The sequence below is a fragment of the Leptothoe sp. PORK10 BA2 genome (assembly GCF_034932105.1).
In the GTDB taxonomy this organism is placed as follows: Bacteria; Cyanobacteriota; Cyanobacteriia; order Phormidesmidales; family Phormidesmidaceae; genus Leptothoe.
The window spans coordinates 25234-38454 of record NZ_JAYGIG010000008.1 but is presented as its reverse complement, the minus strand read 5'-3'; the positions used below and the strand labels follow the sequence as shown (position 1 = coordinate 38454).

General features: G+C 52.9%; 13 protein-coding genes. 4 read left to right on the top strand and 9 right to left on the bottom strand.

Annotation, left to right across the window (positions count from 1 at the left end; genetic code table 11):
• Positions 1 to 19 precede the first annotated feature (19 nt).
• The 3 genes from VB741_RS03845 to VB741_RS03835 form a co-directional block, all read right to left on the bottom strand.
• Positions 20 to 1084 carry a hypothetical protein gene (locus tag VB741_RS03845; RefSeq protein ID WP_323363825.1) on the bottom strand — a complete coding sequence of 355 codons (1065 nt, stop codon included), beginning with the start codon at positions 1082 to 1084 and terminating at the stop codon, positions 20 to 22.
• Between the two features lie 252 nt (positions 1085 to 1336).
• A complete protein-coding gene (locus VB741_RS03840) occupies positions 1337 to 2452 on the bottom strand; it encodes an SPFH domain-containing protein (protein ID WP_323363824.1) in 1116 nt (371 codons plus the stop codon).
• A gap of 241 nt (positions 2453 to 2693) precedes the next feature.
• The gene (locus VB741_RS03835) at positions 2694 to 3251 is read right to left on the bottom strand and encodes a phycobiliprotein lyase (protein WP_323363823.1); all 558 of its coding nucleotides are present in this window, start codon (positions 3249 to 3251) and stop codon (positions 2694 to 2696) included.
• A gap of 80 nt (positions 3252 to 3331) precedes the next feature.
• On the opposite strand from VB741_RS03835, the gene VB741_RS03830 reads away from it, so the two are divergent.
• The gene (locus tag VB741_RS03830; RefSeq protein WP_323363822.1) at positions 3332 to 3922 is read left to right on the top strand and encodes a chromophore lyase CpcT/CpeT; all 591 of its coding nucleotides are present in this window, start codon (positions 3332 to 3334) and stop codon (positions 3920 to 3922) included.
• Between the two features lie 9 nt (positions 3923 to 3931).
• Here the strand turns inward: VB741_RS03830 and VB741_RS03825 are convergent, their stop codons facing one another.
• Positions 3932 to 4186 carry a hypothetical protein gene (locus VB741_RS03825; protein ID WP_323363821.1) on the bottom strand — a complete coding sequence of 85 codons (255 nt, stop codon included), beginning with the start codon at positions 4184 to 4186 and terminating at the stop codon, positions 3932 to 3934.
• Positions 4187 to 4425: 239 nt separating this feature from the next.
• Positions 4426 to 4878, bottom strand: coding sequence for a DUF3531 family protein (locus tag VB741_RS03820; protein WP_323363820.1), 453 nt, complete (start codon positions 4876 to 4878; stop codon positions 4426 to 4428).
• A 152-nt stretch (positions 4879 to 5030) separates the two neighbouring features.
• Here VB741_RS03820 and VB741_RS03815 point away from each other — a divergent pair, with 152 nt between their 5' ends.
• Together VB741_RS03815 and rsmG are read left to right on the top strand one after the other, a co-directional pair.
• Positions 5031 to 5681: an ABC transporter ATP-binding protein gene (locus VB741_RS03815; protein WP_442786285.1), complete on the top strand. Its 651-nt coding sequence runs from the start codon at positions 5031 to 5033 to the stop codon at positions 5679 to 5681.
• A 105-nt stretch (positions 5682 to 5786) separates the two neighbouring features.
• Positions 5787 to 6530, top strand: a complete 744-nt coding sequence (rsmG, locus tag VB741_RS03810) for a 16S rRNA (guanine(527)-N(7))-methyltransferase RsmG (RefSeq protein ID WP_442786284.1) — start codon at positions 5787 to 5789, stop codon at positions 6528 to 6530.
• A gap of 65 nt (positions 6531 to 6595) precedes the next feature.
• Here rsmG and tatC read toward each other — a convergent pair whose 3' ends face one another.
• The 3 genes from tatC to VB741_RS03795 all read right to left on the bottom strand — a co-directional run bounded on the left by tatC (position 6596) and on the right by VB741_RS03795 (position 11225).
• The gene (gene tatC / locus VB741_RS03805; RefSeq protein WP_323363817.1) at positions 6596 to 7357 is read right to left on the bottom strand and encodes a twin-arginine translocase subunit TatC; all 762 of its coding nucleotides are present in this window, start codon (positions 7355 to 7357) and stop codon (positions 6596 to 6598) included.
• A 134-nt stretch (positions 7358 to 7491) separates the two neighbouring features.
• Positions 7492 to 8634 (bottom strand): helix-turn-helix domain-containing protein, encoded by a 1143-nt coding sequence (locus VB741_RS03800; RefSeq protein ID WP_323363816.1) that lies wholly within the window; start codon positions 8632 to 8634, stop codon positions 7492 to 7494.
• 398 nt (positions 8635 to 9032) lie between these two features.
• Positions 9033 to 11225: a lytic transglycosylase domain-containing protein gene (locus VB741_RS03795; RefSeq protein ID WP_323363815.1), complete on the bottom strand. Its 2193-nt coding sequence runs from the start codon at positions 11223 to 11225 to the stop codon at positions 9033 to 9035.
• A 212-nt stretch (positions 11226 to 11437) separates the two neighbouring features.
• Between VB741_RS03795 and VB741_RS03790 the strand changes: the two genes are divergently transcribed.
• On the top strand, positions 11438 to 12913 hold the full coding sequence (locus VB741_RS03790; RefSeq protein ID WP_323363814.1) for a leucyl aminopeptidase: 1476 nt from the start codon (positions 11438 to 11440) through the stop codon (positions 12911 to 12913).
• Here the strand turns inward: VB741_RS03790 and VB741_RS03785 are convergent.
• Entirely contained in the window at positions 12910 to 13191 is a 282-nt protein-coding gene (locus VB741_RS03785) for a hypothetical protein (RefSeq protein ID WP_323363813.1), read from the bottom strand. The genes VB741_RS03790 and VB741_RS03785 overlap by 4 nt on opposite strands.
• Between the last annotated feature and the right edge of the window lie 30 nt (positions 13192 to 13221).

Here is a 13221-nt window from a genome sequence, read left to right as displayed (position 1 = left end):
CCAGGAACATTTTGGGCGGTTATCCGGTGGCGGTTGCAATTAGGGTAATGATAACTATGGCTGCGATCGCAACCGCCAAGACCACCTTCCATTTTGCTACCGGACGCTCTCCCATCACCGCACCGGTTTGGGCATTGATCAGCACCTGATAGGTTTTGCCGCCATAGCGATAGGTGGCCATCCAAACGGGCAGCAAAATATGTTTGAAGGTTTCCTGCGAGTAGTCCGTCGAGACCGAATGAATCCGCTGTTCATCGCCACCAATGTCGGAGCGCACATCGCTGCGGATAGTGTTTTCCATGGTGCCCTTAGCTTGCCCATAGCCTTCTTTCACAGGGATTTCATAGCGTTGTGCCTGAAACCCTGCCAGGTATTCAGCGCTGTAGGGTTTCAATTGTGACACGGGTAGGCTGGGCCAAAGCTGCTGCAACTTTTTCGAGTCCAGGGCCCTTGTTGCCGGGACTAATACATCATCAAAGAACCGTGACACATGACCTGAGGTAGATCGCCATCGAGTTTTACGCACCTGTTGGGACCCATCCTTGGTCTTGCGAGTGACGTAATAGTGGGTGCCCCGTTCGCCACTGTAGTGACTCTGGGTTTGGGCGTCATAGGTCCAAAATGGTAAATAGATACCGAGCAGTGCCTGCTGTTGGGCTAGCTGCTTCAGCTGTCCTGGCAGAAAAATGGCTTTTAGATCTTTAACATCCCACCGAAACGCCAGCCAATCCCGCAGGTTTTGCAGCGCTACCTTCCGACCTATCTGAAAAGGCACCAATCCCGATGGGGCCAAGGTGGGGTCTGCTGGCTTAGCCTCTTGGGTAACAATGCTCGTGGTGCAAAAGGGACATTTCCCAGCTACATCCGGTGGCTCAAAGGTAATGGTGGCATGACAGCCAGGGCAGTTAACTGCCTGGGCGGTGATTGCCAGCTGAGCAATTTGAGTGCGATTGGTATGAATAAATGTAGCTAAATCATGTTCCTGTAGGGTCGCCCTCAGCTTAGTGGCGGTGACCTTAGGCATAACCTCATCACGACCACAGTAGGAGCATTTAAGTTGCCCTAAATCTGGGTCAAATGTCATGTCAGCTTTACAACCGGGGCACTGATATTGATTGACGGATGGATTAACGGAGGTCATGGGCTCCATTGGGTTGTAAAAAGAACAACTTCTCAGCTGCCATTAGGTTTGAGCGGTTTCTCGGCCTACCTTTCCCTTGGGTGGGATGGTGGCGGTGGGTTTCGGTCCCCCTCGCCCAGGGTTGCACCAACCCCGTTGTCCCGAAGGGGGGGGGAAACCTATTGGCGGGAGCGCGGGGGAATCAAGGGAAGGCTCTTAAGCCGCTGGTGGTGGCATGCTGCTGAGAAGTGCCTGCAACTCAGGCACTGTCCTTGCCGGTTGCCAGCTGGCCATGCCCTGCTGCCATACGTTTGACTCAGCTGTTAAGCCATTGACCAAGAGTTGGTTGGTGGCGTAGGGCCCAAAATTTTGGCCATCGCGGGTGATATACCAGGTGGCGGTGGGTAGAGGCGGTGGTGGGGCCGCTGGAGCCATAGGGGCCGGGGCGGCGGCCGGGGGGGCAGCGGGGGCCGTTGGTTGAGGATTCATGGCATTGGCGATTTGTTGGCCCATGGCTATACCGACGCCTAGGTCTAATCCCTGACTGCCACCCCCAGGATGCTTGGCTGACTGTTCGATGGCGTTAGCGGCTTGGTATTGGGTGTATTGCTGCATGTTGCCCAGGATGCCGATAGCAGCCCGCTTATCTAGGGCTGCTTCCACTTCGGGGGGCAGGGAAATATTCTCGATTAGCAGCTGACGTAGTTCGAGGCCAAACTGCTCCATATTGGGCTGCATGGCATCGCGCACCTGTTCGCCCATGGTCTGGTAGTTGGCGGCCAGGTCAAATAAAGGAGTCTGGTCTTGACCCACCCAACTGGCGAAGGCGGACACGATCATGTTGCGCAGGTGATCGCTAATTTCATCGGTTTGGAACAGGCCATCGGTGCTGATTAACTGCTCTAGCAGGTTGCGAGCGTCGCTGACGCGCATGGTGTAAGTGCCGTAGGCCCGCAGGCGTACTGGCCCTAGCTCGGGGTCACGGATGGTGATGGGATTTGCCGTACCCCATTTAAGATTGGTGAAAATCTTGGTGTTGAAAAAGTAAACCTCGGCCTTAAAGGGGGAGTTAAAGCCATACTTCCAACCCTGCAGGGTGCTCAGCACCGGCATGTTTTGAGTTTCTAGGCGGTGGCGGCCGGGTTCAAACACGTCGGCCACTTGTCCTTCGCCCACTAGAATTGCCACCTGACCGGGGCGTACCGTGAGCTGTGCCCCCATTTTGATTTCATTTTGAAATCGCTCAAAGCGATAGGCAATGGTATCTTGCGACGGATCGAGCCATTCGATAATGTCAATAAATTCGGCCCGAACTTTCTCAAATAAGCCCACTGGTCAGCTCTCCGTGGCGACAATGTGTATCTGGTCTAAGATTTACCCTAGTTTTCCCTATGGTTGGGAAGATTGTCCGTAACTGTTATAGAAATCAATACACGCTAATTTGTTCCGATTCCGCATGGAATAAGGCTCAGGGTGAATTCAGGCGTCAGGATTTAGGCGGTAGGGTTGGGACTGCAGGAATAGACTTGGGGCCTTCTGGCTGGGTTTTGTCTCTTGACTGCTTCTGCCCTATCTAGGTGACCTTTTGTTCTACACCGAATCCTACTAAGCCCAACTTTTCGAGGGGCTGCCCTGCTGGGGGACGGAGGTAGTTGAGAATACGACGAATGCGGGTTTCTGGATTAATTAGGGTGATGGAGTCCACCGAGACTACGCGAGTATAGTTAGTTGTCATCAATAGTTCCCTGGTATGACCGTCGAAGCGGAAGCGGGAGATGATGGGGCGAGCTTCTTCGTAGGCGCGATCGCGTAAATAGTCGCCTTCTAACGTATGACCAATTTCATGGTCGATCACAAATGTAAGATTTAAAGCCTGGGAAACCTTCTCCCCCTTTTCTGACACCGTATTAAAAGCTAAATGAAACCCTGGCAAGGCGGATAAATCTTGGTCCTCATCGTAGCCATTGTCCGACAGCACTTTGGTTTTCAGCTCGTTGGTCAGCGGTGACACTTGAAAATCCGTATGGGAGCGCTCTACTTCTTGTTGGGTGAGATAGTGGTAAGTGCGCTCTGTGGACCAGCTGCCCACGCAATGGTCAAAAAATGTATGGAAAACTGAGCGAAGCTCCATGGGGTTGTTCTTGAGAAGATTCTGTCTTTTCATAATAGATGGCAACGCCACCCCCATTCATACCTCTATTTTCGACGCATATGTCCCATGCAACCGACGTTTCTACCTTACTGAAGTGGATGGCTGCTGACTTTAGCAACCAGGCCCAAGCTATTGAAAATCCACCCTTTTTTGCCCACATTCGGGTATGTATGCGGCCTTTGCCATCGAGGTTTTTGCCTGGTGGCTCCCTATATCTAGAGCAGGCCTACGATTTTATGTTGGGTCAGCCCTACCGGGTGCGCGTGTTGCACTTCTTGCCCCAAGACGATCACATTTTGCTAGAAAACTATACGTTTAAGGATCAAGCCGCGGTAATTGGGGCTGCTCGCGATCAAGAGAAGCTGGCCACCATTGAAGCTGGGCAATTAGAGAAAATGCCGGGGTGTGATATGACGGTGCGTTGGACCGGTCAAAGCTTTATTGGTAAGGTGGTGCCGGGCAAAAATTGCATGGTGGTGCGTGAGGGTAAGACCAGCTATCTAGATAATGAGTTTGAAATTACTGACGATAAGCTGGTGAGCTACGACCGAGGCCGTGACCCAGAGACCGATGAGCTGCTTTGGGGCTCAATTGCTGGACCGTTTGAGTTTGAGAAACGTCAGCGATTTGATCGCGAAGTCGTATTTTGAAGAACGGCCTTACCCCACCGCAGTTGGTTGCTTCGCCAAGATAAATTCGAGGAAGGCATAGGTGGTGGCTGTGTCAAATCGATAGGTTTGGCCTTCATAGTCCACCAAGTACTCCCCTGAAACTTCGCCACAGGCGGTACAGGTAAATGCCTGGGATGCCAGGGTCTCGACGCTCAGTTCGCGAATACGCTTAGTCAACCAAGCATTTAACTGGCTAAAGGTGGGGGACTCTAGACTAGCCTGACGCTGTGCTTCGTAGTTCATGATAGATATTCGTTTGAAGGGGCACTTCTATTATGCTTACGATGTTTAAGGGGGAGCTGAGAAAGTAATTTAAGGGTATCAACTTAAGCCGGGAAATCCTGGCTAGGTGGGGAATCCAGGGCCAGAAGCCAGAAGCCGGTGAGGCCCTGACTCCTGACTTCTGAATACTATCCTTGGGAAAACGTCCCGCTTTGAGTTGGTACCCGAATATAAGGCTTCTGAGACTGTCTTCCTCTGAATCAGTGCATGGCATCGACAAAGTCTGCATTTTGGTCCTTGGGGATGGGCCAGTCTTCATTTTCACCACCGATGTACACCCGTTGGATGATGGTGTAGTCCTTACTGAACTGTTTGAGGGTATTGGTCAGCACATCTAGGGCAAGGGCATCGGTGGTGCCGAGGTCAAACCAGCAGCGGGCCCAAGTGCCTTCGAACTGCACTTCAGACATGTTGTGCATGACTGCCATGAGGGTGTCTTCGGCCTCATCATTGTCGTAGTCCATGTAGCTAATTTCGTGGCCGCTGTCTTGAACCTGGAGGTTTTCGGCATTAAAGCCACCGAGTTTGCCCAGGAAAAACCACGAGTCAAAAATTTCTTCGATGTACTGTTGCTCCATGGCGGAGGGTACATTTTCTAGCTCTAGCCAGATCCACAGGTTAAAGAAGTCGCACTCGCGAAAGCGAATTTCCATAGGTTCAGGTTTGCATGGTTTCGGTTATCTAGCATAGCAAGCTCCTTCGGTATCGAATCCTGTTATTGCTGACAAACGGGTGCCGCATCCTTAGGGGAGAAGAATGTCGAAAAGATTGGCTATAGTGTGCAATGGACCCTCTTGTTTCTCGAATGCTCACCCTTGATCGCGTTTCTTACCATCCAGCAGCTAGTGCAACGCCGATTCTCAGCCAGATTTCGTTTACGCTAGAGCCTAAAAAAATGGGGCTGATTGTGGGGCCTAGTGGTTCGGGGAAAAGTACGTTATTGGAAATTTTGGCAGGGCTGGTGTCTCCGTCGAAGGGTTCCATCCATTGGCGCGATCAGGAGCTTCAGCCAGAAACGTTGCAACAGCTGGCCGGACTTGTATTTCAGTTCCCAGAGCGGCATTTTTGTGGCCACACGGTATTGGAAGAGTTACGGGTGGGGCATCCGGAGCTAGGTTCTGAACAGGTGACGAAGACGCTGGAATCGGTGGGTCTGGGGACGATTTCATTGCAGGTGGCTCCCCATCTCCTCAGCGGCGGTCAGCAGCGACGCTTGGCCTTGGCAGTGCAGCTGATTCGTCAGCCCTATTTGTTACTACTGGATGAACCTACGGCTGGATTGGACTGGTCGATGAAACAACAGTTGATTAGTCTGCTGGCGGAGTTAAAGAAAGAGTGGAGCTTGCTGGTGGTGTCCCACGATGCGAGTGAGTTGGCCCATTTGGCGGATGCTTGCTGGACGTTGCAGAATGGAGAGCTGCTGACAAAGCCCCTGGAAATGATGCCGGTAGTGTAGGTTGGGTTGGCAGTCCAACTAGTTCAATTGTGAGTTGGTTACAGCCCGTGAGTTGGTTGCAACCCAACTTGCTGGCCATAGGAGAATCAGGGAATGACAGAAACTATCACCGAGACATTGCCAGTGAATGGCGAAATTTGGCAGAGGACGCTGCATTGGCAACCGTCTGAGACACAACAGGCCTCATTTGGTCGGCTGTATCAGGGGGTTCTGGCGGGTAACCGTCAGGCGAATCTGACCCGCATTACTGAGCCGGATGAGTTTTGGGAGAAGCATCTGTGGGATTCCCTGAGTGGTTTGGCTCCTTGGTATGAACCGCAGCCGCCGGACTGGCTGCCGACGGTGAAGTCGGTGATTGATATTGGTACGGGGGGTGGCTTTCCAGGTTTGCCGGTTGCGATCGCACGCCCTCAATGGCATGTCACCCTACTCGACTCCACCCGCAAAAAAATTACATTTCTAGAAACCCTGTGCGGGCAACTAGAATTGGCCAACACTGCCTTTTTAGCAGAGCGGGCCGAAACGGCGGGGCGAGACGGCAACCATCGGGCCCAGTACGACCTAGCCATGGTCCGGGCCGTCGGCCCAGCTTCCACCTGTGCAGAATACGCGCTGCCACTACTCAAAAAAAGTGGCTTTGCGATCATATTTCGCGGTCAGTGGACCGACGAGGAAGAAGACTTGTTTATGGGGGCCTTGGATACCCTCGGTGGGGAGCTAGTGGCCATATCCTCTTGGGAAACCCCCCTCACCCATGGGATTAGACACTGTTTGTATGTAAAAAAGATTGAAAAGACGGATAAGGAATTTCCTAGACCGGTGGGAGTGCCAGCAAAATATCCTTTATAGGTCTTAGGGTTTTATCGGTCTTAGGCAATCTGTGGGTCTAAAACTCCGCCGATCTATACGTTGATCTATTTCCCAATGCTTTTGACCACCAGGATGCCACCAAAGTAGAGAAAGAGGACGGCTCCGGCCAATAGACTTTGGGTGACGGGATCAGTGGACGGGGTAAGCACCGCCCCTAGTACCACAGCCCCCAGTAAAACACTGCGCCAGCCTTTGAGCATGGTTGCGGAGCTGGCAATGCCTAACACCCCCAACATAAATTGGATCACCGGAATCTGGAAGGAGAGGCCGGTGCTAAAGAGTAGCAGTAGGACAAACTCAAAGTAGCGATCGATGGACCATAGCTGTTCGACGACACCCTCACCATAGTTAATAAAGAAGTTGAGGGCGGCCGGAATCAGGGCAATATAGGCAAAAAATATGCCGACGATAAACAGGACGCTAGAACCTAGAACAATGGGGCCGACCAGTCGCCGTTCTCGTCGAGTGAGGCCAGGCAGAACGAATAGGGCGATTTGGTAGAGGATAAAGGGGCTAGCCACCAAAATGCCGCTGTACCCCGCCACCTTGATGGAGACAAAAAAGTACTCCCCAGGGGAAAGCTGGAGAAACTTAACTCCCTGGGCCGGAATTTCTAGAATTGAAACAATGCGGTTAACGACGCAAAAGCAGCCAATTACTCCGACCAGCACCGCGATTAACGAATAGAAAATACGTAACCGCAGCTCTTCAAGATGATCGAAGAGGGACATTTCGACTTCATCGGGCAGTTCGTTGAGATATTCGAGCTGATCGGTGGACTCTACTGTCTCTACGTTGGACGTCATGGGCTGCAATGCCGGTATTTTATGTAGATATATTTTTTATTGTATCGCTGTGCTTGTCCGACGGCTGCCCAAATCCGGTGGAGGTATTTGACAATGGTGGTGGGTGAAAGTCAAGGGAAGGTAAAGCGAGCCGCTTATTCTGCGGCTTTAAAGGTCAAAATCCCGGTTCCACCCGGTTCCCCGGCTGGTTTAGGTTCACTCCCATTGGCCGAGACGATTGCTGCGCCTGCGTTGCCGACGTTCATGGTGATGGATTCCTGGCCTTCCCAGCTTTGCTCGGTGTTGGGGTCCATCAGACCTTCAAAGACCACCTCACCGTCAACGTTAATGCTCATCCATGAGGGACCCGCCTCGGTGACTTTCACGTTTAAACTAACTGGGGCATTGCTGGCGGCAGGTTCCGGTTCGGGGACAGGCTCCGTTGCCGGGGCTGGGGCTGCGGGAGCAACTTCGGTTTGGGGAGCTTCGGTTTCAATATCCTGGGCAGTCTGTTTTTGGCCGTTACCGCCAAAGATATTGATGAGGATTGCTATTAAACCGGCAATCAAAGCCGCACCGATGCCCCAAGGTAACCAGTTAATGCCCGATGTAGAACCGCTAGCCAAGCTTGAACCCATGGGTATGGGAGATGGATCAACGGGAGCAGGCCTACCCAAGGATGGATCGGTCGCCGTTTTACCCAAGGCGGCTGTTGCAGAGCTAGTCTTGCTGGCAGCAACGTTGGTCAAGTCGTCCAGCCCCAAGGCTGCTAGTTCGTTGCTGGGTATGGGGCGAGGATCGAGGGTAAAGTCCCGGGTAGTTGCCTTGTCAGTTTGCTTGGGAGCGCTAATGCTTTGTAACTCAGCCTTAAGGGCATTGTTGACTTGGGGCATGGCCCCGATGGCTGGCTTCAGGGGAGGCTTGGGCTTAGGCGGTGGTATGGCTTTGGTTTGGACCGCCGGTTTGAGGGGCGTAGTCTGGTAGGACATGTCCACCTGGGTGGCCGGTCTGGGAGTGGGCCGTGGCGTGTCGGGTATGGAGTGGACCGGAAATTGCTTAGAAAAATTAGTCCCATCTAGTCCGAGGGCATCGGCATAGCGGCGGATAAACCCCTGAACAAAGATAGGCTGGGGCAAATCAGTAGTATCACCGGCTTCCACGGCTTTGAGCAATTGAGCCCGAATATAAGTCTGGAGGGAAATATCTTCTAAGGATTTACCCTGCTCCTGGCGTTTTTCTTGCAGGTAAGCGCCAAGTTGACTCAGTTGTTGCTTCTGAACGGTGCTATAGCTAGTCACGTTACTACACTGGTGATAATAGTGAATGGGGCAAGAGTCGACAGGTCAGCCTGGACTAGAGGTTTGGGGGAGCAATCTGACGTAGGCTGACCTGAACAGTTGAGCGGTTGCCTGGGGGCGATTCAAGCCTTGACCGGCTCTTAAAATTGTATCGCTGTATCAGATCGGTATACCTTAGGGGTCAACAGGCATACCGTAGGGAACTCCCTAAGTGTATTCCCTATGGGTCGTTGCTGGTGTAATGGGATAAATCTATGGTTACGCTAGCCATTGGTCAGAGCTTTAGGGATTAAATCTTTTTGGGGATCAGCATGGCTGTGGATTTATGTGATTCATTGTATGGTCAACCGTTCGAATCGTATAGGGCCATGAGTACAAATTGGTATTGATGACTGAATCTATCGATCTACGAATTGGGTCAGTTGGCTATTGATGGCAGGATTATAGAGTCGTAGGTAGTTCCAATAGCCGCCCAAAACCGCCTCCACATATCCTTGGGTTTCGCTATAGGGAATATTTTCGACAAAGACGTCTGGGTCGCCGTAGCCCTTGGCTATCCAGTCGGCGACAGCCCCAGGGCCAGCATTGTAGCTGGCGACGGCAAACATGGAGTTGTTGCTGTATTCCCGATGGGTATAGTCCAGATACCAGGTGCCTAGCTTGATATTTTCGCTGGGGGTTTCTAGCTTGGCGTCTAGGTCACTTTTGCTTTCGCCAATTTGCTCCACAATCCAATCGGCGGTGCTGGGGATGACTTGCATCAGGCCAATGGCCCCAGCACTGGAGCGAATTTTGGGTTCAAATCGGGACTCTTGACGCATGAGGGCGGTCACCAGCAGGGGGTTGAGTTGGCGCTGTTGAGACCAGGTCTGAATTAAATCGCTGAAGGGAAAGGGGTAAACCGTTTGCCAGTAGGTGGGAGTGGCTTTGAGTTTTTCAAATTCGGCTTTTTCGGTTGCTTCATCTCGCCAGGCTAGGCTGGTGAGCATAAAGATGCCGTCGAGGTTGTCGCCTACCCCCACCCGCAGTACGCCATCGGTAAACTGTTCGGCTACGGTTGGGTCTTGAGTGTTTTTGAATTCGGTTTGCCAAAGGCTCCAGGCATCGGCATTTTGCCCTAGACGATAGAGTAGTTGTAGGGTCTCTGAGCCAGCGGGCAGGGCTTCCCGTTGTTGGGGGAGGCTAACTTGGGGGGTCAGGGAACGCAGGCTGTCAAAATCCCCTACGTTCCAACCCAGCATGACGGCCGAGCGCCAGGCGAAGTAGGATTCGGGATACTGGGCTAGGGTGCGTTCGTAGGCTTGCTGAGCGCTGTCATTTTGTCCCTGTTGCTGGGCCCATTTTCCTGCCCAAAAGCTGGCTTCGGCGGCTAATTCGCTTTTGGGGGTAGCTGTGACTAGCTCTTCGGCGAGCTGTTGGGCGGTGGCCCAGTCATTGGCCTTAGCGGCTTTATGGGCGCGGCTTAGTCGGAGTTGGGCGGCGGCTTCTGAATCGCTATGTTGGTTCAGGACTGAGGCTCGGGCGTCTTGGGCGGAGGTGAGACTGTTGAGCTGTTCTAGAATGGTGGCTTTTTTGAGGAGGGCTTCCCCCGCGCGGTCTGGGAAGGTCTGCATGGCCTGATCCAGGGGGGCTAGGGCCGCTTGGTCTGGCAAGGAGTCGGCTAATTTGATCAGCCCTAGGCCAGTTTCAGGGTCATTGGGGTAGGTTTGGGCCAGTTTTTGGAAGGCTGCGATCGCAACCACATTTTTCTCAGCAATCTGGGCTCCCCGCCCTGTTCTATAGAGGTTGGTGGGAGACATCGGAGCTTTGCCATAGGCCTCCGACGCTTTCCCATACTGCAGGTTTTCCCAATACCCAAAGCCAACGGTTTCCCACTCTTCAGGGGTCAGTTCCTGGCCATACTCCTTCGTGAGTCGGTCAAGGCTGGCCTCATATTCTTCACGGTAGAGGCCATGGGCTGCCACCAGCAGTAAATTATTTTTAGACGTGCCCGTCTTCAGCTGCTGTAGCGCCACTTCCACCGCCTTGGGATGGCTCGGATGTTTAGCCAACAGAGCTTCCCACTGCGCCGGATCCCGTTTCCCCAGCTCGTAGCGAGCCTCTGCCGTGGCACCGTGGGTGTCATAGTTTGCCAGCAGCTCATTCCAGCTAGTGGGGGTTTCCCCTGCTAGGAGCTGAGCCTGTCCCCGCTTTAGCAGCACATAGGGGGTCAGGGCATCACTGGCCTTATTTTTCCCTGGCTCCCCCAGGGCGGTTAAGGCCGCCGCCGCCTGGCCCTGGTTCAATAAATCCGTAGCCAGTAAATAGCGCGCTAACCCACTATCCGCCTTATTCTGATCCGCAGTGATCACCTGTTGCAGCAGTTCCTGGCGGATCTCGGGTGGCTGCATGGCCAACCGCAACGTCTCTGATGTTTCTGCTCCTATGCTCGATGCTGTTTGCCCTGGGCTTGGATTAGTTGCCCCATGGGACAGTGTCCGTCTAGCCGCCTGTCCAAAAAATAAGATCAAGGCTAAGCTGGCCAGACTGATACCCCCCAACATTAGTAGGGGTAACTGCTCTTTTAATCGGTCTATCAGACGTTTATCCATGGTGGATCTGCTGAATCAGTAGTGTAGAAAGCGTATCAACCGTGTCCACAGTGTGATCATGCGCTACGGTGCTGTCAAAGCCTACACCGATAGGCTAGTTATTTTTCTATCAAACAAAACATTAAGCATGATAGAGAGACGTATATGATAATCACTCAATAGAGACGCCGAAATCATTAGATACTAAGACGGGAATTAGCACAGAGATGGGAATGAAGTTTTTAGCATCAGACGAGTCTTGTTTAACGTGGTCAGGGGATTGCCTGGTCGTCGGTTTATCTGAAGAATCGCTACCCCTCACCGGGTTACTGTCTGACCTAAATGAGCAGGTCTCTGGGCTGCTTCAAGAACTGATCGACGAAACAGACTTTAAAGCAAAAGCCGGCAGCTCTGCTGTGATCCGTGTCGGTGGCTCCGTACGTAAGTTGGCCATCGTTGGCTTAGGTGCCGCTGAAGACCTCAAACTAGAAGTTCTGCGCCGTGCCGCTGCCACCGCCGCCAAGTTGGCCAAGCGCGAAAAATGTGCATCCTTAGGTATTAGCTTCCCCATTTGGAATAACGGTCCGGAACGCACCACCCAAAGCATCGCCGAAGGGGTGATCTTGGCCCTGCACGAAGACAAGCGATTTAAGTCCGATGCCGAAACCCCTAAGGTGGTGCTCAGCGACGTTGCGCTGCTAGATTTACCCGGCTATTCCGCTGCTTTAGACACGGCATCCCACGTCTGTGACGGTGTCATTTTAGCGCGGGAACTGGTGGCCGCCCCCCCCAACGTGGTCACTCCCACCGCCTTAGCCGAGACCGCCGCTGCCATTGCCCATGACCATGGCCTCACCCTCAAGATATTAGAACAGGCTGACTGTGAAGCCCTGGGTATGGGGGCCTACCTGGGGGTTTCCATGGCCTCGGACATGCCCCCCAAGTTTATCCACCTGACCTATACCCCTGAAGGCACACCCAAACGAAAGCTAGCCCTGATTGGCAAAGGCCTCACCTTTGACTCCGGTGGTCTCAACATCAAGGCCGGGGCGGGTAGCATGATTGAGCTAATGAAAATGGACATGGGCGGTGCCGCAGCGGTGCTGGGGGCGGCCAAAGCCATTGCCCAAATTAAGCCCGATGTGGAAGTGCACTTCATCAGTGCCACTGCTGAAAATATGATTAGCGGCCATGCCATGCATCCAGGGGATATTTTGACCGCGTCCAATGGGAAAACCATTGAGGTTAATAATACCGATGCCGAAGGTCGCCTCACCTTGGCCGATGCCTTGGTCTATGCCGATAAACTGGGTCTAGATGCCATGGTGGACCTGGCCACCCTCACAGGGGCTTGCATTGTGGCCCTAGGGAATGATCTGGCCGGTTTGTTTAGCCCCAACGATGAGCTAGCCAATGCCTTGTCTAAGGCGGCAGATGAAGCCGGGGAAAAACTCTGGCGGATGCCCATGGAAGATAAATACTTCGATGGGTTGAAGTCCATTGTGGCGGATATGAAAAATACAGGGCCTCGTCCCGGTGGTTCAATCACAGCGGCCCTGTTCCTGAAGCAGTTCGTGAAAGATACACCATGGGCGCATTTAGATATTGCTGGGCCGGTGTGGAGTGAAAAAGACAATGCGTACAACAACCCTGGTGCAACGGGGTATGGTGTACGCACATTAGTTCAATGGATTTTAGAGAATGCTTAACTGGCCTGAATGCCGACTCGCCTGAAGCGGTCGGCCACTTTTTTGGTTAGTTTGTGCTGGGGGGCTGCCGCTTGACTGAGGCAGCTATCTACAGCGGGTTCGAGGGATACAGTGGGTTGGAGAGAACCCGTGGGTTGCCCTTCGCAGAGCATTTCTTGGCGACAGCTAGGGCAATACCAAAATATTCTGCTTTGGTTAATGTGGCGCAGTAGGGTGTCTTGGCAAAGGCCACACTGAGCGCTCTGTTCTAAAGGTAAAATGTTAAGCAATTTTTTCATAGGTCGTCGCATTCTGTGGATGACTCACTG